This is a genomic window from Enterococcus sp. DIV1420a (assembly GCF_051712165.1).
GTDB lineage: Bacteria > Bacillota > Bacilli > Lactobacillales > Enterococcaceae > Enterococcus > Enterococcus faecalis.
This window is the reverse complement of sequence record NZ_JBIOOI010000001.1, coordinates 1,100,187-1,125,870: the sequence shown is the minus strand read 5'-3', so window position 1 is coordinate 1,125,870 and position 25,684 is coordinate 1,100,187. Positions and strand designations below refer to the sequence as shown.

Annotated in this window: 20 protein-coding genes and 3 pseudogenes; 14 read left to right on the top strand and 9 right to left on the bottom strand. The window is 29.3% G+C overall.

Going from position 1 to position 25,684, the window contains the following annotated elements:
• Positions 1-110 precede the first annotated feature (110 nt).
• The 6 genes from IGI80_RS05685 (at position 111) to IGI80_RS05660 (ending at position 3,257) form a co-directional block, all read left to right on the top strand.
• Positions 111-725, top strand: coding sequence for a metal ABC transporter solute-binding protein, Zn/Mn family (locus tag IGI80_RS05685; protein WP_438722806.1), 615 nt, complete (start codon positions 111-113; stop codon positions 723-725).
• Positions 662-1,015, top strand: a complete 354-nt coding sequence (locus IGI80_RS05680; RefSeq protein ID WP_438723411.1) for a metal ABC transporter solute-binding protein, Zn/Mn family — start codon at positions 662-664, stop codon at positions 1,013-1,015. The genes IGI80_RS05685 and IGI80_RS05680 overlap by 64 nt, the downstream gene beginning before the upstream one ends.
• Positions 1,005-1,280 (top strand): hypothetical protein, encoded by a 276-nt coding sequence (locus tag IGI80_RS05675; RefSeq protein ID WP_438722804.1) that lies wholly within the window; start codon positions 1,005-1,007, stop codon positions 1,278-1,280. Before IGI80_RS05680 ends, IGI80_RS05675 begins: the two co-directional genes overlap by 11 nt.
• Positions 1,280-1,804 (top strand): pneumococcal-type histidine triad protein, encoded by a 525-nt coding sequence (locus IGI80_RS05670; RefSeq protein WP_438723409.1) that lies wholly within the window; start codon positions 1,280-1,282, stop codon positions 1,802-1,804. Before IGI80_RS05675 ends, IGI80_RS05670 begins: the two co-directional genes overlap by 1 nt.
• A gap of 296 nt (positions 1,805-2,100) precedes the next feature.
• Positions 2,101-2,541, top strand: a complete 441-nt coding sequence (locus IGI80_RS05665; RefSeq protein WP_438722803.1) for a hypothetical protein — start codon at positions 2,101-2,103, stop codon at positions 2,539-2,541.
• A 254-nt stretch (positions 2,542-2,795) separates the two neighbouring features.
• Positions 2,796-3,257 (top strand): hypothetical protein, encoded by a 462-nt coding sequence (locus IGI80_RS05660; RefSeq protein WP_438722802.1) that lies wholly within the window; start codon positions 2,796-2,798, stop codon positions 3,255-3,257.
• Positions 3,258-3,558: 301 nt separating this feature from the next.
• Here the strand turns inward: IGI80_RS05660 and IGI80_RS05655 are convergent, their stop codons facing one another.
• The 8 genes and pseudogenes from IGI80_RS05655 to IGI80_RS05620 form a co-directional block, all read right to left on the bottom strand.
• The gene (locus IGI80_RS05655) at positions 3,559-5,226 is read right to left on the bottom strand and encodes a GTP-binding protein (RefSeq protein ID WP_438722800.1); all 1,668 of its coding nucleotides are present in this window, start codon (positions 5,224-5,226) and stop codon (positions 3,559-3,561) included.
• Positions 5,227-5,228: 2 nt separating this feature from the next.
• Complete coding sequence (locus IGI80_RS05650) at positions 5,229-6,020, bottom strand: ABC transporter permease (RefSeq protein WP_438722799.1); 792 nt, start codon at positions 6,018-6,020, stop codon at positions 5,229-5,231.
• A gap of 5 nt (positions 6,021-6,025) precedes the next feature.
• Positions 6,026-6,790 carry an ABC transporter permease gene (locus IGI80_RS05645; protein ID WP_438722798.1) on the bottom strand — a complete coding sequence of 255 codons (765 nt, stop codon included), beginning with the start codon at positions 6,788-6,790 and terminating at the stop codon, positions 6,026-6,028.
• Between the two features lie 12 nt (positions 6,791-6,802).
• On the bottom strand, positions 6,803-7,747 hold the full coding sequence (locus tag IGI80_RS05640) for an ABC transporter ATP-binding protein (protein ID WP_438722797.1): 945 nt from the start codon (positions 7,745-7,747) through the stop codon (positions 6,803-6,805).
• Between the two features lie 17 nt (positions 7,748-7,764).
• The gene (locus IGI80_RS05635) at positions 7,765-9,303 is read right to left on the bottom strand and encodes an ABC transporter substrate-binding protein (protein WP_438722795.1); all 1,539 of its coding nucleotides are present in this window, start codon (positions 9,301-9,303) and stop codon (positions 7,765-7,767) included.
• A gap of 15 nt (positions 9,304-9,318) precedes the next feature.
• Positions 9,319-10,917 carry a prolyl oligopeptidase family serine peptidase gene (locus IGI80_RS05630; RefSeq protein WP_438722793.1) on the bottom strand — a complete coding sequence of 533 codons (1,599 nt, stop codon included), beginning with the start codon at positions 10,915-10,917 and terminating at the stop codon, positions 9,319-9,321.
• Entirely contained in the window at positions 10,910-12,388 is a 1,479-nt protein-coding gene (locus IGI80_RS05625; RefSeq protein WP_438722792.1) for a tetratricopeptide repeat protein, read from the bottom strand. The genes IGI80_RS05630 and IGI80_RS05625 overlap by 8 nt, the downstream gene beginning before the upstream one ends.
• A 1,120-nt stretch (positions 12,389-13,508) precedes the next feature.
• Positions 13,509-13,832 (bottom strand): annotated as a pseudogene (locus tag IGI80_RS05620) (AlwI family type II restriction endonuclease).
• Positions 13,833-15,662: 1,830 nt separating this feature from the next.
• On the opposite strand from IGI80_RS05620, the pseudogene IGI80_RS05615 reads away from it, so the two are divergent.
• Together IGI80_RS05615 and IGI80_RS05610 are read left to right on the top strand one after the other, a co-directional pair.
• Positions 15,663-16,611 (top strand): annotated as a pseudogene (locus IGI80_RS05615) (IS30 family transposase).
• A 493-nt stretch (positions 16,612-17,104) separates the two neighbouring features.
• Positions 17,105-17,275: pseudogene (locus IGI80_RS05610) on the top strand (RNA polymerase sigma factor); the annotation flags it as partial.
• A gap of 201 nt (positions 17,276-17,476) precedes the next feature.
• On the opposite strand, the gene IGI80_RS05605 reads toward IGI80_RS05610, so the two are convergent.
• Positions 17,477-18,148 (bottom strand): GntR family transcriptional regulator, encoded by a 672-nt coding sequence (locus IGI80_RS05605; protein WP_438722790.1) that lies wholly within the window; start codon positions 18,146-18,148, stop codon positions 17,477-17,479.
• 277 nt (positions 18,149-18,425) lie between these two features.
• Here IGI80_RS05605 and IGI80_RS05600 point away from each other — a divergent pair, with 277 nt between their 5' ends.
• From IGI80_RS05600 to IGI80_RS05575, 6 genes are all read left to right on the top strand, one after another.
• Entirely contained in the window at positions 18,426-20,057 is a 1,632-nt protein-coding gene (locus tag IGI80_RS05600; RefSeq protein WP_438722789.1) for a mannitol dehydrogenase family protein, read from the top strand.
• 2 nt (positions 20,058-20,059) lie between these two features.
• On the top strand, positions 20,060-21,139 hold the full coding sequence (uxuA, locus tag IGI80_RS05595) for a mannonate dehydratase (protein WP_020944917.1): 1,080 nt from the start codon (positions 20,060-20,062) through the stop codon (positions 21,137-21,139).
• 68 nt (positions 21,140-21,207) lie between these two features.
• Positions 21,208-22,641 carry a glucuronate isomerase gene (uxaC, locus tag IGI80_RS05590; protein ID WP_438722787.1) on the top strand — a complete coding sequence of 478 codons (1,434 nt, stop codon included), beginning with the start codon at positions 21,208-21,210 and terminating at the stop codon, positions 22,639-22,641.
• A 76-nt stretch (positions 22,642-22,717) separates the two neighbouring features.
• Positions 22,718-23,365: a bifunctional 2-keto-4-hydroxyglutarate aldolase/2-keto-3-deoxy-6-phosphogluconate aldolase gene (locus tag IGI80_RS05585; RefSeq protein WP_438722785.1), complete on the top strand. Its 648-nt coding sequence runs from the start codon at positions 22,718-22,720 to the stop codon at positions 23,363-23,365.
• A gap of 137 nt (positions 23,366-23,502) precedes the next feature.
• Positions 23,503-24,879 (top strand): MFS transporter, encoded by a 1,377-nt coding sequence (locus IGI80_RS05580; RefSeq protein WP_438722784.1) that lies wholly within the window; start codon positions 23,503-23,505, stop codon positions 24,877-24,879.
• Between the two features lie 9 nt (positions 24,880-24,888).
• A complete protein-coding gene (locus IGI80_RS05575) occupies positions 24,889-25,683 on the top strand; it encodes an HAD family hydrolase (RefSeq protein ID WP_438722783.1) in 795 nt (264 codons plus the stop codon).
• The last annotated feature ends 1 nt before the right edge of the window (position 25,684 follow it).

Sequence of the window (25,684 nt, the reverse complement as noted above, 5' to 3'; positions counted from 1 at the left end):
GTTATTATGATCGTTCATTTTTTGTTGACAAATAAAATAAAGATGTAAAATTATATTGGATAAATCGTATTAGTTGCGATTTATAATTTTGAAATAGGAGTTATTTCTATATGAAAAAAATTGGAATATTTTTTGTTTTGTATAATATGTATTTATTTTTTTGCCGTTGTTCTGACAGAAAAGGGAAACATATAGCTTCTTTTAAAATATATACTTCTTTTTATCTGGTGTATGAGATTACAAAATATGTAGTTGGTGATAAAGCTGAAGTATCTTTGCTAATGAATAGTACAGATGTTCATCCTTATGAACCTTCCTCTAAGGATATGGCAAAATTATACAGTTCTAAAATATTTATTTACCACTCAGAAAGTTTCGAAACATGGGTAGATCCTTTAAAAAAGAATTTCAAAGAAGAAAAAGTTCATCTAATTGAAGGTGTTAAGAAAAATAAATTAAATAAAGTAAAAGGACTAGAAGAGTTCGATTCATCAAAAAATATTTATGATCCCCACACTTGGTTAGAGCCTATTTTAGCAGGACAAGAAGCATTAACTATTGGAAAAAAATTATCGGAAATTGATAAGCAGAATAAGAGTTATTATTTAGAAAAACGCGAGCAATTTAATAAAAAGATAAAGATGATAGAAAAAAATATCAAATTATTTTTAAGAAGAAAAAACAGAAATATTTTGTTAATCAGCACACCGCATTTTCATATTTAGCAAAACGTTTTGGGTTACAACAGTTAGGAATTGCTGGCATATCAAATGAATTAGAACCAAATTCACGTCAAATGGCAGAAATAGAATTATTTATAAAAGAAAATAATGTAAAATTCATTTTTACAGAAACAAACAGCTCACCTAAGATTGCAAACTATTTGCGTGACAGTACTGGTGTAAGTCTAAAATTTTTATCTCCACTAGAAAATAAGCCGAATAACAATAAAACGTTTATAGAAAATTTATCAACTCTTGATAAAAATATAGAAAGGAAAAGTTATGAAGACTAAAAAATATACCTGTTTATTCTGCAGTTCGTTACTAGGAATTAGTTTATTTGGAGGAGGATATGCTCTAGGAAAATACAATGAAAGTCAATATCTTTCCAAAACGAAGATTAGTACGAAAGAACAACAAAATTATAAAAAAGAAAGGAATGAAGGGAAATCACTTATTGATGATAATATACAAGCAGATAAAGTTGTTGTAAAAATTACTGATGATGGTTACGTAATTTCACTTGGAGATCAGGTAAAGCACCATACGACGCTTTAATTAGTGAAGATTTAATTTTAAAGGACCTATTATATTCTTTTGATAGAAAGGATATTATTAGCGAAACAAAAGATGATGATATTATAAAATGGAAAGGAAAATATTATCTATATTTAAAAGAATCTTCAAAAAAAGAAAATCTTCGGACATTACCTGAAGCTATTAGAAAGAAAACAGATCAGAAAAAGAAGAATCTTACTGCTGATGACTATGTTTTTAACCCAAACGATATTACTTCTGAAACAGAAGATGGTTATGTCGTAAGGCATGGAGATCATTTTCACTTTATTCCTAAAAACGATTTTCAGAAGTCAGTTAACGACACTTCTCAAAATGTAGCAGTTGTTTCTCGACCTATAAATAACTCTACCTTTGACATGTCAACAACTAATAAAATAACTAATGATGGTTATCATTTTAATCCAAAAGATATTGTTGATGAAACAAAAGATGGTTATGTTGTTAAACACAATGATCATTACCATTTTATTTTTAAAAATTCTCAAAAAAACGTATTCTATTAATAAAAACTATAAAAATAACTAATAATAAAAAGATTAATAAACAAAATGTAACTATTTCTAAAAATAAAAAATGGCTACTTCGAAAAATGAAAGAGAAAATAAACATTTTATTATGAATAAAGAAATAGAGACAAAGATAAGATATCTTTCAACAATATATGATGTGCCGTTTAATCAATTTAAACTAGATGAAGATAAAGTTATTTATCCTTTAAATAGATTACTATTATGTTATCTATTTAAAGGATATTATCATTCCAGAAAAAAGTAAAAATTTAGAAGAGTTTGAAAATGAATTGAATGCTTTAGCAAAAAGTATACAAGTAAATCCAGAAACTATAATTATTGAAAATGGTTTCATGAAGATTTCTCATGGTGATCATATACATGACTATAAAATAAAAAGTATGGGCTGGAAAGACTATCTAAAAAATAGAATTCCAAATATTGAGACTCCAGGAATACCAGGAAATCTTGATCAGCAGATTGTAAAAGATAAAATTGACTCTATTCTTAAAAAAGCTGAAAATAAATTTGGTTCAAAATCTAGATACTTATTAAGAGTAAAAAGAGTATTACAAACACTTGAGGAAAAAACATTAGGCTGGGCAGTAGATTCAACAGAAGGATTTATTCAAGCGCTAAACAATTTTGAGAAAAAATATGTAGCTGAAAAAGTGATAACTGAAAATGACAAAGGCGCTGATCAATCACCATTGTCTGATAAAAAAAGTTAAATAATATAGAAGAGCTATTTACAAAATTATTAGAACAAATCGATAAAATTGAGAATGATTATTTCTCATATATTGAACGTTTAACTCAAATAAAAACAGACTATTTTAATGGGAATAATGGAACTTTAGTTGAAGATAGACTTACTTTACTAGAGAATGATGTAAAAGAAAAACTTTCTAAAAGTAAAGAGCAGGTTCAATATGAAACTAACTGGTCGAATGTATATCAACAAGTTACATCTCTAGATGAAAATTTGTATTTAAGTGAAAAAATAAAATTACTGAATACTTTAGACGACATTAAAGCTAAACAGGATAGTAGTAAATTAGAGGAAGTAGAAGCTACATTATTTAATCTGTTAAATAAAAATACCCCAACAAAAATAGTTAGTACGGATGTGAAAGTAACCATCGATGAATTAAAATCTCAGTTACAAAGTTTAATCTATTCTATTGATGAGGATAAGTATCTTGTTAAAAGAGTAATGTACTTAAATAAATATTATGAATTAATGAATTCTAATGATACATCTGCTATTCAGTCTTTAATTAATGAAGTGAATAACTTTTTAACAATAAATAACCAGAATGATGATAATGAACAAGAAGGCACTATACCTCAGATATCTTCTAATGTAGAAAATAATGTTAATGAAGTTAAGCCAAAATCTAATAGTACTGAACAAATAATACATTCTAAAAGCAATAAGTGTTAACAAAAAAGTTATTTTTTATTTATTTACTATACAAGTAAAGACATTAAAAACCAGTATTTTCAATACATTTAAACAGAAACTACTACCTGAAATCATAATTTTCGTATAAGGCAAATGAATCTCAACATTTTTTCTATCAAAGAACAAAATAAAACTAACCAGAGAATTTTCTGCTTTAGATTTAAAGATATTATGCAGCTACTTTTTCCCAATTATTATCTAACAAATACCAACCTATATACCTTAGCTGACTAACGAAAAACCAAATAAGTTAATGTACTTTTATTACTTTAATTATTATTCAACGAAGCCATCTTGTTTTAATTTTTCTATATAAAAAATCATCTTTCATAATATCTTTTAAAAAAAGATAAAATGAACGTTTAAACTCTTTAGGTAAAGCTCCCTTAATTAAACTTTTGTCACTTGCTATATTTTGTAAATCTAATATTTCAACTTTAAAAAGGTACAACTGATTAAACAATACACTAATATATTTTTTTACTGATAACAGTTCAAAATACTCATATTCGTATAACTCATAAAATTTTGAAGTTTCACATAAATTTTCAATCATTTCATATGCTAACCTTCTATAATCACCTGGGGTGCTGACACCCGAGTAATATTCAGCATAAGTCAAAGTGACTTTTAAGTTAGTATATACATATCCTTTTTTACTACAAGACAAGAAGCTCATTATTGATTCTTCTATAGCTTTCTGATACGAATTCCGCAAATATCCTTTAGATACATCGGAAATAAATACATTATCTTCACTACTCTGAGGTTCAATTTTTAATTCCATTGTTGCTGCATGCTTATTACACTTTTGATTTACTTTAATAAAAAATATATTTTTTTCGACAATTCTTCTAGCCTTTATATTGGAATTTTCCAAAATGTCTACATCTATTCCATATTTGTAAAAAAGATGCAATCTGACCACATCTTCATGTGTATTACCCAACAAATTAATAGACATTTCATCGGTCATATCATCGTATTCAAATTGATAATTCGGCTCCTCAATGCTTATCTCTAACAAAGCTTTGTATAATTGATCTTTTGTCCCATTACCTGCTAATTTAACTTTACATCTATAGCCTTCTATAAACATTGGTGTAACTTCAATAACTTCATAATTTTTAATCTCATCGCCTACAGAATAATAAGTTTCATAGCTCTTTATTATAGCAATATTTCCTTTATCTATAACCTTTGTATTTATTAGTTTATCTTTTACTTTTAAGTACAAGAATTTGATTTTATTTTGTTTCTTGTTTTTTATTAATATATCATTAATTCTTAACTTTCCTTCATATATATATACATATGTTAAGCATGCACCTAGTTCATCAAATTCTTGTTTTATGACTTTCCCATGAAAATTATCTTTTGCTTCCCTTCCTCTTACGATCTCTTCTTTTACAATCATTTCAAACAATGTAGATATGTTCTTGTTTTTTAAAGCAGAGCCTTCAATGAAAAACAACTTACTTTCGTCAATTTGATTACTACATTCATAAATATCATTCCTTATCTTATTTAACTTAGAAAGATAATCTATTCGGTCACACTTATTTATAAAAATAATTATTTTCACATCGTTTAATATTAGAGATTTTAATATCCTTTTAGTATGAGGTGTTACTCCTGAGTCAACAGCTATTACTAAAATAGCAATATCAATAATACTTATAATCCTCATTGCATCGGGAAAGAAATCAAAATGGCCGGGTGTATCTAAGACATTTATAAGTTTTTCATTTTTTTCAAAAGACAACAGAGTTGTTGTTATAGTTATACCTTTTTCCTTTTCAATATGTTTGTTATCAGATATAGTAGTTCCTTTGTCCACTCGTCCCGCAAATCGCTTTATACCAGCCTCTACACATATAGCCTCGGTCAATGTAGTCTTACCTGCATCAACGTTAGCAAAAATTCCCACATTCAATATACTATTCATATTTAACTTCCTGAACTAGTATATTTTTTCAAATAATCATTCCATATAATATATGCAAAAGTAAAGTATAGTATAGAAAAGACTATTGTAAAGAAGATATACAACATATTTTTACTAAAAATAATTGAAGAAGCTGGGATATAACTAATCCAAGAAATAGGCAATAGTGTAGAGAAAAATATTTGGACAAATTTTCCATAAATAGATGTGGGATATTTTATGAACTCATAAATCATGTATGGGATGTCAGAAAAATCATTAATACCAACTGTTTTTAAAGAAAATATAGAACCAATTATCGATGTACTAGCAAAAATTAAACTCGTGAAAAAGGATAATATCAAAACTATAGGAATAAAAATTAGTGAAATATCCAAGCAAATAGTTATATATATATTAAGTATAATTCCCACCAATAAATCACCCCATGCATCATCATCAAACCCTTCCATAAATATCAAAAAAAGAGGATTAGCTGGTTTTGTTAAGAATGCGTCTAGTTTTCCATACTTAACATAATAAGATATATTTAATGTATTCATGAATAAACATCTCCACAAAGAAAAACTTATTGTAGAGATAGAATATAAATACATCATTTGATAAAGATTCCAACCATTTATTTCAGGTATAAGATTATATAAAAATAATAACAAAATTATATTCGAAATATTTTTTATTGCCATGCCTATTACTCCGATAAAAAAATCAGTACCATATGAGCGAAGGCCTTTTATGTTCAGTATTAACATTTTAATAAATAGTGTTCCATATTTTTTTGTATATACAAGCAATTAATTCACCCTCCATTAATAGCTATTCTTTTTAAACCTAACGAACTTACAACTCTATATATTATATATATAACAAAAATAAATATGATTTGCGGGACTAAAACATCTATAATTCCAACATTCCCCATATAAGCTTCTGCAATTTTTCCATATGAATAAGAAAAAGGCAAATAGTTTAAAATAGGTTTTAGCCATTCTGGATAGAGAGCTATTGGAAACACTCCTCCTGACAGTATTAGTAATAAACCATTCTTTAAGGACTCTATTCCCCATAAACTTTGAGTGAAAAAAGAAAGGGCTCCGAAAAAGATTTCTATTGTAAAATTTAATATATATCCTAAAACAAATAAAATAACTAAGTATATAGATTTTACGGTATTAACATTTTCACTAAACAATATTATAAGTAATAAATTGATTACAAAGATAGATATCAACTTTGCAATTGTAGATCCTAAAGATTCAAAGAAATATTGTTTTACAATTGAAATAGGTTTCACAAGTTTATGAACTATATCTCCAGAAATCATATCAGAACTCATTTCCATACCTACTCTAGGAAACAAAATACTCATGCTTTGAGTGATAGTGAAATAAAGCATCAAATCATTAATAGATCCTATTGAACTATTTACTTTAATAACTTGAGTCCATAAATAATATTGAACAGTTAAATTTAGTATATTTTTTAAAGCAGAAAAAAATAAAAATTCTTTATATATTAATACTTTTTTTATACCTATATTAGTTAACACAGAAATAAGTTTCATGCTATCCTCCTTTTATGCATAACCATTTAAAATATCTTCTAAAGTATTTTCCCTTAACTCAAAACTAACTAATTCATTATATTTGTACAAATATTCGAGTATACGTTGCATATCTTTTTTTTGGATGTTAGAAATTACATATCTAGATTCTGTAATTTCTTTTATTTTAATATTTGGAAACATATGTCCATCAAATTCCAATAACTTATTACCTAAGATTATTTCTATAGATACATACTGTAGAACCTCTGAGATATCATCTGTTTTTTTATCAAATACAATCTTTCCTTTGTTAAGCAAGACTACCCTGTCACTCACTTCGTATACATCATCTAAATTATGTGATGTGAAAATAATTGACATATCAATTTTTAGTTCTTTAATTAATCTAAGTATCTTTCTCTTACTTATAAAATCTAGTCCTAGTGTAGGCTCATCTAAAATTAATACTTTTGGATTGTGTAACAAAGCTGCTACTAAATCAGCGCGCATTTTTTGACCTAAACTTAATGTACGCACCGGCCTCTCCCAAAAATCTTTAATATCTAATTCTGATGCTAAAAAATTTAAGGTTTTTTCAAATTTTTCAAATTTTATATTGTATATCTCCTTATTCAACTTATAAGAATCATACGGACTTACATCCCATCTAAGCTGTGGCCTCTGACCAAATACTACACCTATATTTTTCATGATATCCACTCTATTTTTGTGCGGATTTCTACCAAACACTTCAATGTCACCGCTATCAGGTGTTAATATTCCTAATATGATTTTTATTAAAGTTGATTTTCCTGCACCATTCAGTCCTATCAAACCTACTGTTTCATTTTTTTTTATAGAAAGTCTTATATCACTAATTGCATTAATTTCTTTTATGCTTTTTTTTAAAAAGGTTCCCTCGTTAATTTTATAACACTTCTTTACATTATTTAATTCTATTGAATATTGTTCCATATTTTCATGTCCTTTCATTACATTGAAAAATTCCATGTGATTGTTTGAGTAAATGCGTCGCTTTTTATACTGGATAGATTCTTACTAAAATAGATTTTTTCAGATTTTTGAAAGAGTGAGACAGCTAACATCTCCTTTTCAAAATGCCTAGCCATTTTACACAATAATTTATTTCTCTCTTTTAAATCAACTTCTAAGCAAAAATCACGAAACATATAATCATATTCTTCATTTACATATCCACTCACATTAGATCCACGGTAACCATTTTTTAGTGTTGGGATATTACTTTCTTCTAAAATTCGGCCTACGTACATCTCCCCCTTTTCAAAAACAGGATTACTTTTCCAAAAGTTTAAAATCATATCAAAACTATTGTTTTCTCCATTTAGAATATAATGTTCTGAAAAAAGTTCTTCATGACTAGCATATTCTACTATCAGATCTATTCCAACACTCATAAAATCTTTCTTTATAATTTCACATGTTTCTTCAATAAACCTTACGCCGGACAAAGATATAAGTCTAATCATAAGTTTAATTCCGTTTTGTGAGTGTAAGTATCCATCGTCCCATACTGAGTATCCTAACTTTTTTAAATTAGTTAAAGCTCTTTTTTTATTAAATCTCTTAGGATTACACTTGTACATTTTCGACTTATCATAAATGAAGTTATCCACTCTTCTTATTTCTTCGTTATTTAAAGCATATATTATTTTCTCTATATCTATCAAATTACAAACTATCTTCCTGAGTTCTTTATTACTAAATATGCTATTACAAAAACAATTAAATTCAAAGTGAACCCAAGTATTACTATCTCTTAACATAGATAATAACTGCAAAGAATTATCCATTTCTTTCTTCATTTCATAATCATTACTTATAACAATCATATCCTTCTTATACTCTATTTTTTCTTTGCAGATTGATCTAAATTCTACTTTTTTGTAATCCGCGTTCTCATATAATTTATTATTCGCTTCGTTTAATTCTAGTAATATTGTCTGTTCACTTATGTGGTTTAATTTATATTTACCATTTGAAACTGGGTTGATATTGCTAAAGAATTCTACCGCATCTGTCTCTTGATTACATACTTTTTTCCATTCGTCTATAAGCAAGTGACTTGGAGCTGCAATTAATGTGTCATTAATATTACCAAACGGATACAAAGGATCAAAAGTTATTGCAAATACATCATCTGTTACTATTTCTATTTCAGAATATAGCCACGGCATTTTTTCACCTTTTATATTAAACTTACTCTTTTTTACAAGTAACCAAAAATAAAAATCTTTTGATATAACTTTTGCTCCATCCTCCCAATATAAATTTGAATCTATTTTAAATACTATTTTATTTGTATTACCAACCTTTAATTCTTTTATCTTCTCACAACCCAGATAAGAAAACTCACCTTCAGGAAGCCACTGCAAAATTGGAGTGTGCAGCATTCTATTAACTTCCATGTTTTCCATACTCAAATCTTGATGCCAGTAATCTAAAATTTTTTCTGGCATCTTATCAATATATATATATAATTTAGTATCCATTTTTCCCCTCTCTACTCATGTAATTCTATCAAAGATAAAACTTTTAATAGAATTGCTTCGTTGGTATAAATTACTGTTATGCTTACCGTTATCAACATGAATAAAATGATTGCTCATCTTTAAATCTTTGTACTCCCAATTGTTCACTATGACTTCATCATTCAAACCTTTCACAAAAAGAACCTCTGTATAATTATTTTCTTTAATCAGGTTATGAAAAGTTATATCATTGTAATCTCTATGAGCAAATCGTTCTTCAAACCATTCTCTATAGGATTTCGGAATACTATTAACATATGTCCGTAAATTCATTAAAGGATTTATTGCTATTTTTTTAATATTGTATTTTTCATTTTTTATCATCAAACTAGCTGTAGCTCCAAAACTGCCACCTATAAGGAAGACTGGCATTTCAGAAGATACATTTAAAAATTCCATGAGCTCATTAAATGAATCTTGTAACGTATTCTTCCAATTGGCGTATGGCTTAGTCCGATATAATTCACCAAAAGAAATCGAACCTGGATAATTAAATGTCACTATTTTTATTCTTTTATATTCAAAATTCAATAAGCTTTCATAAACATAACCATATCTGCTAGAATCCAGTTGTTCATAAGATTCAGGGCCACCATGAAACGATATAAGTAGTACATCACTTTTATCAATTCCTTTATTAGTTAAAGCATTCATACAAAACTTTTCGCCTATAAATGATTCAATTTTAAATTTATTTTTAGATAGTTGGGTACCCTTTACATTAATATATGATTTACTATTTGTTAAGCACAAGCTTAATCCTTCCAAAACATAATCTTTTAAGTATAGCAATTCTTGATTAATAACATTCAAAAGCTCTATTCTATACATCTTATCTGAAAGAATATAGTAACTTGTAGATTTTAATATATTAATTTTTATTACATTAGTTTTTCCATTTCTTGTAAACCTTATAAATATATCATCTTTATATTGTATGCTTTCTTCATATATCCCTGTATATTTTTTTTGTTTTTTTTCATCAAAATCAAAACAAATTCTAAACATTTCGTTTAATTTCTCTATGCATATAACTTTACCATCGTAAGTATATACTTCCTGAAAATTAGTTTCCTCCCCATTTATCACAATATTAGTTTCATTTTTTTCATTTGTTTTTTTTCCTATACTAACTAAAGTATTCAAATTTACGTACGAATACTCTAATCCTTTCTTTGGAACAAATTTTTCACTATCAACCACTTCATACGTATAATCATTTTCAACCAATCTTATGACAACAGCTTCTTCTAAACAAATTAAAACCGAATTATTAGCAGCATCTCTATAAAAGTCAAAAATATCTGTATTTTCAATTTTGAAATTTTTACAAGTAAAACTATGATCAATTTCTCTCTCATTTTGAATATTTAGAATTCGTTGTCTAACTATGCAATCTTTTATTGAATAAATGTAAATATTCTCTGAACCAATTTCATAATTTAAAAATTCTTTACCTATAATTCCATTGTATAGAATATAACCGTTTTTCTTTATCTGAAATGTACTATCTATAATCACTATCGTTATTAGATTTTGTCCATCAAAATAAATAGGTCTTTCATTATTATCCATCAACCATCATCCGTTCAATAATTTCTTTGTTACTTCTGTACACTTCACTATTATCTTTAAAAATTTTTTCACCGATCTCCAAAATATCTATTGCATTGTTATGTTTGTCATTATTAAAATATATCTCCGCAAGTAAAGAAATATATCTGCTATCTTTAATATATATGTCTTCTATATTATTCACTCTATTCAACTCTTCAATTGCTTCGCTATATTTGTCTAACTCAGTCAACAAATAAAGGTAATCATATAAATGTTTTTCATTATCACTATTTAGTTGATACGCTTTACAATAACTATTTTTAGCTTCATCCATATTACCAAGGGAATAGTAAACGAATCCTTTTAAAGAGTGTAACTCTGGAATTACATCATTTAGTTCATATGCCTTATTCAACACCTCATTTGCAGATTTAAAATCTTTAATTTCAATATAACACTTAGAAATTTCTAAATAGTATTCTGGAAAATAAGGGTCCAATTCCAGCAATTCAGTATAAACTTTTATTGCTTTCTCAAATTCAGTCGCTTTTGCATAGCACTGCCCTAAATTAAATAAAAGTACAGTTTTTTGCAAAAGAACCCCTTGATTTTGAATATCTAAGCCATCCAATACATCTATTGCATTCTTTTCTATCTCAATGGCTTCAGATAAATTGCCACTTCTAAACAAAAATAACGCATAGCCATTTCGATTAAACAAACGATCCCTGATAAGCTTCTCTTTATCAATTGATTCAATTTCTTCCAAATGTGAATACCCTTCTTCAATATATTTCATTGCTTTCGATACCAAGAAAGTCTCTTTTTTCATGTGACGTGCATATAACATACTAAGCGAATAACACGCATAAGCTTTATCTAGTTTCGAACCATAGTTATACCACTTCAAAAGGTAATATTCCGCTTGTACAGTATCCCCTTTCATCGTGTATGCAGTAGCAATTTGATTGTATAAAAACGGGCGAGAATCGAAATTTTCTAAATAATTATATATATTTAAAGCCGTTAAGTAATCACCAATATTTAAATAGTGATTTCCCCTCTCCATTAGAAAATCAAACTCCTTTTCATACACAACATTGCTTTTCATAGTACTATTATTTTTTTCTATAATCTCAATATTTTTAAATTTATTTTTTACAAAATTTACAAACCACAACGATCCTTCATCAAGAAAATTAGAATTCCAAATATATATTTTGACACTATGATTATTCACCAACAATCTTTTCACAATTAACGAAAAAATTCTTTCTACCCTGTTATGAGTATAAAAACGTATTTGGTTAAAAAAATCAGTTGATGATGTCACACTAAAACTTGTAACTTTTATAGGTTCAATATTCAATGTTCGTAATTCTCTATTTAGTGAATTATCATTCTTATCTATATTGAATTGCTTTATTAATGTTTTTAACCCAACAAAATTAACTTTACTTCTTTCATCCAAAATCAATTCATATTTCATAACTTATTCCCCCTACATAATACATTAATGAAAAGCTATTTAACAAAAGTATTTGACTTCAAGAAACAAAAAGGCGTTTCCAAAAATTTTCTTTAATTTTTGAAGAACTTTGGCTTATCACTGAAGAAACTTTTTTTCAGCTGATTATCTTAGGATTAAGAAAGTGGGACATAAGTCGATTATACTCATGTCCCACTTTCTTTACATTATCTTATAAATTTCCTGGAGATTTGTAGCAATACATTACTGAAAAATTAACCTTTGTAATCTCTGGACTTGTTTTCACTAATTTCATAAAAATACCTCCTTTAAAATTGATAAAAAGAATCTCAAAACAATTCTTTTAATCAAAATAACATATAAAATTAATCAATTCAACAAAAAACAAATCTTTTTTTAATTAAATAACTATTATTTTAAACAAATATTTTCTAAGCTTATTTTTTATATAATTATGAATATATATACATAGTTTTCTAGAACCAAAAAAAATTGGTAATCAGGGTTTCACAGAAAAAAATAAGTTATTCCATTCTTTTATATAATTGAAACAATCACTGTAGATTCGTTTTACACGGTAATATTAAATAAAATAACAACTAAAAATATTTCTTTAGATAAGCATGTGTTATTACATTAAAAATTTCAAGAAGTCATGTATTATCACACTGTTGTGAACAATAATTAATACACAAAAGAACTAAACTATGGAACATTTAATTTACATAAATAATTGTACATCCTAATATGCATTTTTATTTTTCAACGATTACTTTTGAGGTTTATTCAAGTCTTACAAAGTTTCTACAAATAAACTTCCAACATCCAATACTTATTCTCAGCCATTAACTTGGAATAAATTGATCCGCGAAAAACAACACAGAAATAATAAACCTAATACATTTTATTACTTAAGTAGAGATAAAGGCTACAAAAAAATGCCTAGTTTTGATCTCTACGCAGGTTTTTTCGGTATTGTACAATCTCAAATGCCTTTTTAGTACTTCTTTATGCCAATCCTCTTCCGTTTTCCCATTAATCAATGCTTGTCTGGAATACTCTGTAGAAAACTCATGAATTGAATATAAATCATTAGATTGTATTTCTTTCTTAGTTGCACTTACAAAAAATCAATAAAGGTATCTGTGTTAATAGGAATTACATCCACAACCCCACCATATATTTTAGAATTCTGATGTGACAATGTGTAAAAGTGATGAACAACAGAATCATTTAACAAATTCGCTATAAACAATCCAAAGCTTGGTTTCTGACGTTGCTTCTCGCCAATATGTCTACTTACTGGTTCACCTTACATCTCATATTATTTTTTACCTGTTGAAAGCGTTACTTCAATCCCAATTTTAAAATTACCGTGATCATCAACGATATCGCTTTGTCCTCCAGATGCTGTGGAAATTAGTAGTCCTGTATCGTCAACAATAAAATTGCCTTGAATACGTCAATGATTAATCACTGACATAGCTCTCCAAACATTCCATTCAAATAGTGTTGGACGCATACTAGATGACTGAATTTGTTTGTCTCTAATTGCTTTAAATAATTCGAGAATATCATCTATATCTTTTTGACTTCGATTTCTAAGTCTGTTCGTTTGTTGAGTTATTTTCAATTTCCTTAAAGTTAACAGTCTTTTACTTAATACTTTTTCAAATCAAATACAGTTAGTCCCTTATCAACACTAACGAAATATATAGTAATTTCAAATTGAAAAAACTAAAAAAGAATAATATTTAAATTAAGGGAAAAAATAAATTCAGACAAATTTTATCACAGTTTTATCACAGTATATATTGTTTTAAACCATATTTTAGCAATTCAACTAAACTTAAATCTTGATATACAAATAAAAGTAATTCAAACTAATCTTTCTACTACAGAGTGGGAATAGCCTAAAATCACAAGGTTCAATAGAATCAAGGTTTTTTAAGGCGTTTGTAGAGGTATAAAACAGCTTAAAAACGGGTTAGTTCGGGTTAAGTGTCCCCGAACGGTCCCCAAAAACTAAAATAAAGAGCTTAGGACAAATGTCCCAAGCTCTTTAAAAATTTTATTCTAAATTAGCTTTATACTTTATATATATGTCTTCAAGCTAATACTAATATAGAAAATAGTAATTTAAACACTGACGATGAAAAAATAAATACTTTAGATGAAGAAAAGAAAAATATAGAAAGGGATAATGTTGAAAAAGAAAATAATACTACAAAAAAAGTGAATGATATAGATCTTTCGCATCTAGACACATCAATACACATCAATACAGCCTGAAGAAACACAGATACATGGAAAAAACTTAGTAAATACTATTGAGTAAAAAAAGTTAGAATATAATCAAAAGTTCACACTAATAACTTGTATCAATAGGTTAAAAAATATAGAAAAAGTCTATTTTCTGTAAAAAAAGCTCTTTGTAATAAAGATTAATGATTTATAAAAAATTAAATCTGGGACAGAATGAACCTTAATCTGTCTCATATTTTTAGGATATACATTTCATTGCCTTCTTACAGGTATTCTTCGCTTGTATAGTTTCATAAATTATAGATCCAACAAAAAAACGATTAGGTCCGACTAATCGTTTTTTTATATTTTCTGAGGAAAAATTTCCGCTTAAACTGAGTCGCTCACCAAAAGTTAGACCTAAAAATCTAACATGAAGCCCCTCTTTTATTACTAACACTGAAAACTATATTGATGGTAAGCTCGAATTAATGTTAGATAAAATTGAAGATAAAAAAATTTATCCAACAAACATCAATGATTATATTCCTATTCCACACATTATTGATGGATTCTATTTAACAATCAAGAGTTATGATGTTGATTAATAAAGAAAAAAATATTTGGCACAAATATAATAATATTTCAATCATTTTTTATGAAATGGATATCAGAAATTATTGATGATAAGTAAAAAAATAAGTGAATTAACTAATTTCACTTATTTTTTAGAAATGATGACCCCAAAATAGCCATATTCCATTTTATGATTTTAATCAGAAAGTCTTTAAGGATCTTGTTCCCTAAGGAATTGGGATTCACCATAGATTTTTCCAGATTTCAAGCTCTCTATAGAATAGCTTAAAATTTGAAAAGATTGTTGATAACTCACATATGTCTTAAAAATATCAACAAATTAAACTTTATTTTTTAAATTCGCCGATAGTAAAATTAAGCTAGACAACTAAATAAGTCATTTGTGCTACACTCAAAATAGTTCCAACCAAAGAATTATAAGGAGTGAAGACAAATGACCTATAATCATCTTACACCAAATGAACTCGTAATGATAGAAGCTTATTTTAATATGAGCCAACCTGTTACGATGGTCTCTAAGACTTTAAATCGTTCTAGACAGGCAATCTACAATGTTTACAACTTTCTGAAACAAGGAAAATCTATCCGTGACTATTACCAACAGTATAAAGAAAATAAAACGCGTTCCCATTCATTTGCCTACAGAACAGCATGATTACATTCAAACCATGGTGGCTCAGGGATGGACACCCGATGTGATTATTGGTCGAGCTGAGCTTCCTATTTTATGCTCTGTTAGAACACTTTATCGTCAGTTTAAAGCGAATCAATTTGATTGCTCAACCCTACCGATGAAAGGGAAACGAAAGCCCAACGGGCATAAAGAACGTCGCGGAAAGCAAGCGTTTAAACGCAATATTTCAGAACGATCTACTGACTACCCTGAATTCCAACAAGAATTTGGGCATTTAGAAGGTGACACAATTGTTGGCGTTCATCATAAAAGTACCATTATTACTCTAGTTGAACGCCTTTAAAAAGTGATTATTACATTAAAACCCGGAGGCAGGAAAACACGATATATTGAAAAAGCGACAATTGATTGGCTACAAAAGATTCCCAAAAACTTGTTCAAATCCATTACCTTTGATTGTGGAAAAGAATTCTCAAACTGGAAAAACGTAAGTAACGCCACTGATATTTCCATCTATTTTGCAGATCCAGAAGCACCCTCACAACGAGGGTTAAATGAGCATTCTAATGGCCTATTACGTAAAGACGGACTGCCTAAAACAATGGATTTCAACCAAGTTGACCAAGCGTTTGTTTCGGCTGTCGCCTCCAAAAGAAATCACCTGCCAAGGAAATCTTTGAATTACCGAAAACCATTAGAAGTATTTTTGAGTTACATAAATGAGACACAATTGTCTAGTTTAATTTGACAAATCAAAATTCTAAAAAAACAATTTAAACACCCGTTTGAAATCTTTATTTTCTGTATTACTCCATCCCAACCATCTGCTATACAAATTCATAGTCCTTTTTAAACGGGGGGTGCGGACATAATCCTGGACAATTCATAATAGGTTTATTTTTTAATAAGAAAAAATCCCAAAACAGTGCTCTATGGTATTAGTCTACTCATTTTATCTATTATTCCATTTTTCTTTTAACGTTATTGTGGGTAATTCCTGGAATTTTAGGTATTATTGCATGATTAATGCTTCTAATAAAAAAATCTTAATTAGATAATTTAGAAGACATGAAACGAAATAATCAATTAAAAACTAAATAAGTTTTGAGAAATGATAACTGTTAGTCAATGGAAGACACGTAGATAAGAAACTACGTGTCTTTTATTTTTTATAGCTTTTTCGAAAAAAAGCACTCTCTGATTGTTGTATTAGTGGAAAGGGGAAAAGAAGCATATTTATCATGTCACAAAACTACAATGAAATATCTATACAACACCAATTTGATGCCTACTGCAAAAAAGTATTACGAAATGAAGCCAAGTTTATTAGAAAACGAAATGCTAGAATAAAAGAAAATGAGAAACCACTGAATGCTGTAAATGAAGGTAAGTATTCACAAACTAATTTTGATTAACAAGTTATCTATTTCTTATTTGGAATGGAGATACTAGTTTAATATCAAAAGTTATCAGCAGTCATAATTAGTTATCCGATGTAAAAAGTACAAACAATAGTTGCTATGCAGAATAGTTTACGAAATATATTACATAATAAGAAAATAAGCGATTTTTTTGTGATCAGAACAACCATTTAATTTAAAAAGAATTAAAAGTTAAATATTTTTGAAATATTTTGGATGAGTAGCTAAAACAATATTTTGTTCATTAAGCATTAAATGAAGATGCAACGATGTTAAAAAGTTGGCTTCTTCAGGATCTTGTTTTGTTAATGCTTCAAATAGTTGATTATGTTGTTCCATAATTTTTTCCCACTTTAATCCTTCCGTTTTTACTCGTAGCCAACGAAATCGTTCTAAGTGTGTATTGTTATTTTCTAACCATTGCCATACTTCTTCTCGCTCTGCAATTTCAAAACAAGCTTTATGGAATAAATTATCATTATGAAAAAAACTACGAGCATTTTTTTGACTAACAGCTTTTTCTTGTTCTGAAATTATAGTTTCTAAAATCTGTTTTTTTTGGTTATTCATTTTGGCACAACACTCTAACATAATTTGTCGTTCCAAATGTTCTCTGACAAATCGAGCATTTTTGGCCGAATCTAGATCAATTAATGAGATATAATTTCCGCTTTGAGGAATTGTATCAACAAGCCCTTGTTGACGAAGTTTTATTAATGCTTCTCGTATTGGAGTACGCCCGATGGAGAGAGTACTTTCTAATTTTTTTTCTGAAACTTTTTTACCAGGTTTTAAGTCAGCATAAATAATTTGCCGACGAATAGATTGATAAGCTTGATTTTGGAGACTAGTTTTAGTTGTCATAGTTAAGGCCTCTCGAAATTTCATTTTTAAAACCGATGTTTTAGTTCTCTGTTTGTTATATAGTATCAAATTCAAAAGTAGTATACCAGTTGTTTTGAAAAGAATATTCAAATAGTTTGAAAGAGAAGTTGCTTTAATAATTTAGTTATAAAAAATACAACAATTCTGATATGGTAGAAAAACTCTTATTTTAGATATTTTTTCATTGACAACGGTTTCATTAACTCGTACAATGCAATTACAGGATAAACTAACATATCAGTTTAGGAGGGTAAGTATGATTTCAATTAAAAATTGGCAAGATTCTATCAAAGAATTAAATGAAATGCAGATTCAATTACCGTACTTTGATGTCAAGATGGTCAAGGAACAAGGACAGCAACATCCAGTGTGGCTTCATTTTGGAGGAGGAAATCTTTATCGAGGATTTCATGCAGAAATTGCTCAATGCTTAGCAGATAAAAATGAATTAGAATCCGGAGTAGTTGTGTGTGAAACATTTGATGAAGAAGTAGTAGAAAAAGCTTATCATGACTACAACAATGACATTTTGGAAATTGTTATGAGTGGAGATGGTGAACTCAAAAAAAGGCTTTTGGCAGTAACGGCTGATAGTTTATATTGCAATCCGAAGAATATAGCGGACTATCAAAGAGTGGTTAAATATTTTGAAGATCCTAAATTACAGTTTACAACGTTTACTATTACTGAAAAAGGATACAGTTTAAAAGATTCTAAAGGGCAATTCTTTTCGGTAGTTGAAGCTGATATCAAATCTGGACCTACCAATCCTCAACATACGATGAGTATTGTAACATCCTTGTTATATAGCAGATTTAATGCTGGAGAGTTACCGATAGCGATGGTTTCTACTGATAATTTCTCACAGAATGGTCAACGTTTTCAAGATAGTATTTTTACGATTGCAGAAGCTTGGCAAAAAGAAGGATATGTTTCTGAAAAATTTATTGCTTATTTAAAGGATAAAGAAAAAGTGACTTTTCCTTGGAGTATGATTGATCGAATTACGCCAAATCCTTCAGAAAATGTCAAGGAAGATCTATTGATGATGGGGTTCGAGGATTTAGATATCATTCACACAAAAAAACATACTAATATTGCTGCTTTCACTAATACTGAGGTAGTTCATTATTTAGTTATTGAAGATAGTTTTCCAAATGGCCGGCCTAAATTGGAAAAGGCTGGTGTGATTATGACAGATAGAGAGACGGTTGATAAAGCAGACATCATGAAGGTTACGACAAGCTTGAATCCACTTCATACGGCTTTGGCAGTAACAGGTTGTCTGCTAGGATATCAATCAATTTCAGCAGAGATGCAGGATGATGATTTGGTTGGTTTAATTAAAGGAATAGGTTATTTAGAAGGTTTATCAGTAGTTGAAAGTCCAGGCATTATTGATCCAAAACAATTTATTGATGAAGTAATCAATAAACGTTTGCCTAATCCCTATATTCCAGATACACCACAACGGATTGCAACAGATACTTCTCAAAAAGTAGCGATTCGCTATGGTGAAACAATTAAAAAGTATGTCGAAAAAGACGGAAATGCAGAAAATCTAACATTTATTCCTATCGCTATTGCTGCTTGGTTACGTTATTTACTGGCAGTCGATGATCAAGGGGAAAATTTTGTGCCAAGTCCTGATCCGTTATTGGTAGAGTTGCAGGATAAATTATCAGTATTGAAATTAGGTGAACAAGATCCTTCAAAGATTCATTGTGCGGTACAGGAAATTTTAGAAAATAAAGAAATCTTTGGTTTAGATTTATATCAAGTTGGGGTAGGAAAGAAAACTGAAAAAATCTTTTGCGAAATGTTAGTTGGTCCTCAAGCAGTTCGTAAAACAATCAATAAATATATAACAGAAGTTGGAGGAAAGTAACTATGGAAATGACTTTTAGATGGTATGGGGCAAATGAAGAAAAAATCTCACTACAAGAAATTCGTCAGATCCCAGCCATGAAAGGAATTGTTGGAACATTAATGGATATACCAGCCGGAGAGGTTTGGCCGAGAGAACGAATTAAATCTTTAAAAGATGAAGTCGAAGCCAATGGACTTACCTTGAAAGTTATTGAGAGTGTTAATGTTCATGATGATATCAAAATTGGTTTACCAACACGAGATCAATACATTGAGAATTATAAACAGACGATTCGCAATTTGGCAGAATTTGGGATTGAGGTTATCTGTTATAATTTTATGCCAGTCTTTGATTGGGTAAAATCAGATTTGGATTATCGTTTAGATGATGGGTCTTCTACGTTAGCCTATATTTCAAAAAATATCCCTACTGATCCAGAGGAAATTATTAGAAAAGTAGAAAATTCTACTAATAATTTTGAATTGCCGGGTTGGGAACCTCATCGGTTATCACAAATCAAGCAATTATTAGAAGCCTATAAAGAAGTTGATGAAGAGAAATTACGAGAGAACTTTGCATATTTTCTCAAAGCAATTATCCCGACATGTGAAGAAGTTGGGATTAAAATGGCAGTTCACCCAGATGATCCACCATATTCCATTTTCGGATTACCTCGTATTGTTAAAAATCGTGACGATTTAGATTGGTTGTGTAATGTAGTGGATTCTCCTTCTAATGGTATTACATTATGTACTGGAAGTATTGCAGAACGACCAGATAATGATGTTTATGAAATTCTATCTGAATTTTGTCAACGGGATCGGATTCCTTTTGCACATGTTCGTAATATCAAATATTTAAGTGACAATGGACTCGATTTTTACGAAGCGCCGCATAAATCAGAATATGGTTCTCTAGATATGTATAAGATATTAAAAACAATGTACGATAATGGATTTAATGGCTATATTCGTCCAGATCATGGTCGGATGATTTGGGGAGAAACCGGTAGACCTGGTTATGGATTATATGACCGAGCTCTAGGTGCAGTTTATTTAAATGGTATTTGGGAAGCACTTGAAAAGGGGGCGAGTAAATAATTATATAATGGAGTCTATTTAGAGGAAAAATTTTCTCTTCTAAAAACTAAGGAAAGGAGTGTTTAAATATGTTTTTAGATAAGAACTTTTTATTAGAGAATGAAATAGCTAAAAGACTTTTTCATAAATTTGCAGAACACCAACCAATCATCGATTACCATTGTCATTTAGACCCAGCATGTTTGTTAGAAAATAAGCAATACAAGAATTTGACTCAGGTATGGTTAAATGATAAAGGAGCTGGAGATCATTATAAATGGCGATTGATGCGAGCTAATGGGATAGAAGAAGAGTTGATCAGTGGTGCAGGTAATGATTATGAAAAATTTTTAGCTTTTGTAAAAACAGTGGAGAAGGCGCCAGGTAATCCTATTTTTGAATGGTCTCATTTGGAATTACAACGTTACTTTGATATTGATTTGACAATTTCTGAGAAGAATGCACCAGAAATTTGGCGACGTGCCAACGAAAAAATCCAAACGGATTCCTATCGCCCGAAAGAATTGTTGGAGATGATGGATGTGAAAGCCATCTGTACAACGGATGATCCTACAGATGACTTGCGGTATCATACTGAGCTTTCTAAACAGGATAATTCTTTCAAGGTATTACCTACTTTCCGTCCAGATAAGGTCTGGAGTATCAAATCACCAGGCTTTTCGAACTATATTTTAAAACTTAGTCAAGCAGCGGGTATATCAATCAAAAACTTTAATGGGTTGAAGCAAGCATTGAGCCAACGAGTGGATCATTTTCATCAAATTGGCTGTCGATTAGCAGATCACGGTTTGAATACTTATTTTTATGAAATAGCAGATGAAAAAATACTTGACAATCTGTTAATAAAAGCTTTAGCAGGAAAAACGGATTTCCATTTATCAGAAATTGCACAATTTGTTACAGGTATTCAATTACATTTGATGTCTGAGTATACAAGATATGGTTGGACGATGCAAATGCATTTAAATGCTTTAAGAAATAATTCAAGTATATTAAAGGAACAAATTGGAGTAGATGTCGGTGGTGATTCGATGGGGGATCAAGCTAGTTTGACACAAAATGTTGTAGCATTGTTCGATACCGCTGAAAAGAGTGGGTGCTTACCAAAAACAATTTTATATTCATTAAATCCAACTGATTGGCTTCCACTAGCAACAGCAATGCAAAGCTTCCAAGGGGGTATGATTCAAAAAATCCAATTGGGATGTGCTTGGTGGTTCAATGATACAGCTGAAGGAATGCGTCAACAGTTGACTACGATGGCGCAACAAAGTTTGTTGTCGAATTTTACAGGTATGTTGACTGATTCTCGAAGTTTTCTAAGCTATCCTCGTCATGAGTATTTCCGTCGAGTATTATGTCAATTACTAAGCGAGTGGGTTAAAGCAGGTCGAATTCCAGATGATGAAATGTATCTTAGTCAGATAGTGGAGAATATTTGTTATCGTAATGCGTATAATTATTTTAATTTTTTTGAATCGGAAGTAGAAAATAATACTTGAAATAAAAGCTTAAATTTATTCTTTGTAAGTTAGTACAACTAGATAAAGTATGTATCCATAAAAGAAGGAGATAGATATGAAAAAAGTAGAAATTTTAAGTAAGTTAGAAGCGGCTGGAGTCATTGCGGTTGTACGTGGGAAAAATAAGGATGAGGCCATTAAAGCAATAAATGCAATTATTGCGGGTGGAATTAAAGGGATTGAACTAACTTTTACAGTTCCGAATGCTGAAGAAATAATCAAAGAAATTGCTAAAAAATATGCTGATCAAAAAGATGTAATAATTGGAGCCGGTACGGTTTTAGATGCGTTTACTACTCGTATCGCAATTATGGCTGGAGCAGAATACATTGTTAGTCCATCTTTTGATCGTCAAACAGCTGAGATATGCAATTTATATCAAATTCCTTATCTACCAGGTTGCATGACAATTTCAGAAATGAAGGAAGCACTTAAAGCTGGAGCAGATATCATTAAATTATTCCCAGGTTCTGCTTTTGGTCCATCCATTGTAAAAAGTTATAAAGCACCATTTCCACAGCTGAATATTATGCCTACTGGAGGAGTAAGTCTAGATAATATAGTAGATTGGTTCAAAGTAGGTGTTGTTGCGGTTGGTGTAGGTGGTAACTTACTGGCTCCTGTTGAAAAAGGTGATTTTGAAGAAGTTACTCGAATAGCTAGTAAATATATGGATAAATTTCGTGAGATAAAGAACTATTAAATTTATGAATATTTTTTTCAAACAGGATTTAATAATGGATCTTTCCCCTACGTTCAATAAAAAAGTTTAGCATTTCTATTGACAATCTGCGGAATGCATTAAATGAAAACGGTTACCATAGAGAGGAGACAGGTTATATGGAAAAGAAATTTGGTCTACGAGATAAAATAGGTTATATGTTTGGAGATGTTGGGAATGACTTTACGTTCATTTTTGCTAGTTCATTCTTGATGATTTTTTATACAAAGGTTTTAGGTATAAGTGGTGCTGCGGTGGGTACTTTGTTTTTATTAGCTAGAGTTGTTGATGCATTTTCAGATTTAACTATGGGACGAATCGTTGATATTACAAAGTCAAAACCGCAAGGTAAATTTAAACCTTGGATTTTGAAAATGTGTGGACCGGTTGCATTGGCTAGCTTTTTAATGTATCAAACTGCGTTAGCACCAGCACCTATGAATGTAAAACTCATCTATATGTATATCACCTATCTTTTATGGGGCGGAGTTTTTTATACAGCTATTAATATTCCATATGGATCAATGGCATCAGCTATTACATCTAAGTCTGAAGAGAGAACATCTTTATCTACTTTTCGTAATATGGGAGCGACTTTAGCAAGTTTATTTATTGGGGTCTTAACACCATTATTTATTTATACAAAAGATGCTCAAGGAAATCAGATTGTTCGTGGCGGGTCAACTTTTACGATAATTGCTGGAGTATTTTCAATTTCTGCGGTAATTTGCTATTTGATTTGTTATAAATTAACCACGGAAAGAGTTAAAATTGAAGAATCTAAAGAAAAAGTGTCATTTGTTAAATCAATTAAACAATTATTAAAAAATAAGGCTCTCATTGCTATAATTTGTTCGGCTATTTTTCTTCTTTTAGCACAATTACTAATAATGAGTATGAACAACTATGTTTTCCCTGACTTTTACAATAATGCAAAAGGGATTATAATACTTAATTTTATTAATCCTATATTGATTTTAGTTTTAGTATCTCCAATGAGTGTTTACTTATGTAATAAATATGGAAAAAAAGAGATAGCCTCAATAGGAATGTTCTTTTCTGCTTGTGTATACTTGTTAATGTTTTTTTTGAAAATAGAAAATATGTATATTTTTTTATCATTAAGTGTACTCGGATTTGTTGGATTGGGAATTTTTAATATAGTTATATGGGCAAATATTACAGATGTAATTGATGATCAGGAAATAAAAACAGGTCAACGGCAAGATGGAACAATCTATTCATTTTACTCATTTGCAAGAAAAATTGGTCAAGCTTTAGCGGGTGGTATTGGTGGCTGGACATTATCAATTATAGGTTATGATTCGCTGGCAAAAGTACAAACAGGAGATGTTTTAGATAAGTTGTATAATTCTTCAACATTGATTCCAGCAATTTGTTTTCTTGTTGTAGGATTAATTTTATTTTTCCTCTATCCACTATCTAAAGAAAAAGTATTAGAAAATTCTGATCTATTAAAACAAAAACATAAATAGGAGGAAAATATGAGTAATTGGGTATTTTGTATTGATTCGGATGGTTGTGTCATGGATACAATGACTTATAAACATAACCTTTTTTTTGGTCCAATTGCTGCGGAAATTTTTGATATACATCAAAGAGAAAAATTTCTGAAAGACTGGAATAATATTAATTTATATTCGGAAACTCGTGGAATAAATCGATTCTTAGGTTTAATTAAAACATTAGAAAAAAATGATGTAACATCAATTGGTAGATTAAAGCAATGGGCATCTGGAACAAAAGAATTATCTAATCGATCTTTGAATAAAGAGATAGAACGATCTGAATCAGATGATTTACTAAAAGCTTTAAAGTGGTCAGAAGAAGTTAATCGACAGATCAGTGAATCTAATGGACTAGATAAACCATTTTTAAACGCTTTGAGTACCATAGAAAAATTAAAAAAATATGGAAAAGTAATTGTGGTAAGTTCTGCTAATAAAGAAGCGGTTCAAGAAGAATGGGAAAGACATGGATTGCTACAATTAGTTGATGAACTTTGTTGTCAAGATAAAGGAAAAAAAGAGGATATTATTCGAAGCGTAAAAGAAAAAGGATATGAGTTGGATAAAATATTGATGATTGGTGATTCACCTGGAGATTTAGAAGCTGCAAATAAGACTAAAGTTTTCTTTTATCCCATTTTAGTTAATAAAGAAAAAGAGTCATGGAAATATTTAAGTAATGAGGTTTTACCTGAATGCTTATCAGGAGACTATTTAAATAATGAACAAAAATATATAGATATTTTTTGGAAAAATCTTGAAAATAAATAGA

What these genes read in the sequence shown, in the direction of transcription:
- IGI80_RS05645 (WP_438722798.1), bottom strand. Translation starts at nt 6,790, where the DNA reads ATGAAACTTATTTCTGTGTTAACTAATATAGGTATAAAAAAAGTATTA.
- IGI80_RS05625 (WP_438722792.1), bottom strand. Translation starts at nt 12,388, where the DNA reads ATGAAATATGAATTGATTTTGGATGAAAGAAGTAAAGTTAATTTTGTT.
- IGI80_RS05640 (WP_438722797.1), bottom strand. Translation starts at nt 7,747, where the DNA reads ATGGAACAATATTCAATAGAATTAAATAATGTAAAGAAGTGTTATAAA.
- IGI80_RS05630 (WP_438722793.1), bottom strand. Translation starts at nt 10,917, where the DNA reads ATGGATAATAATGAAAGACCTATTTATTTTGATGGACAAAATCTAATA.
- IGI80_RS05575 (WP_438722783.1), top strand. Translation starts at nt 24,889, where the DNA reads ATGAGTAATTGGGTATTTTGTATTGATTCGGATGGTTGTGTCATGGAT.
- uxaC (WP_438722787.1), top strand. Translation starts at nt 21,208, where the DNA reads ATGTTTTTAGATAAGAACTTTTTATTAGAGAATGAAATAGCTAAAAGA.
- IGI80_RS05675 (WP_438722804.1), top strand. Translation starts at nt 1,005, where the DNA reads ATGAAGACTAAAAAATATACCTGTTTATTCTGCAGTTCGTTACTAGGA.
- IGI80_RS05605 (WP_438722790.1), bottom strand. Translation starts at nt 18,148, where the DNA reads ATGACAACTAAAACTAGTCTCCAAAATCAAGCTTATCAATCTATTCGT.
- IGI80_RS05635 (WP_438722795.1), bottom strand. Translation starts at nt 9,303, where the DNA reads ATGGATACTAAATTATATATATATATTGATAAGATGCCAGAAAAAATT.
- IGI80_RS05655 (WP_438722800.1), bottom strand. Translation starts at nt 5,226, where the DNA reads ATGAATAGTATATTGAATGTGGGAATTTTTGCTAACGTTGATGCAGGT.
- IGI80_RS05585 (WP_438722785.1), top strand. Translation starts at nt 22,718, where the DNA reads ATGAAAAAAGTAGAAATTTTAAGTAAGTTAGAAGCGGCTGGAGTCATT.
- IGI80_RS05685 (WP_438722806.1), top strand. Translation starts at nt 111, where the DNA reads ATGAAAAAAATTGGAATATTTTTTGTTTTGTATAATATGTATTTATTT.
- uxuA (WP_020944917.1), top strand. Translation starts at nt 20,060, where the DNA reads ATGGAAATGACTTTTAGATGGTATGGGGCAAATGAAGAAAAAATCTCA.
- IGI80_RS05580 (WP_438722784.1), top strand. Translation starts at nt 23,503, where the DNA reads ATGGAAAAGAAATTTGGTCTACGAGATAAAATAGGTTATATGTTTGGA.
- IGI80_RS05600 (WP_438722789.1), top strand. Translation starts at nt 18,426, where the DNA reads ATGATTTCAATTAAAAATTGGCAAGATTCTATCAAAGAATTAAATGAA.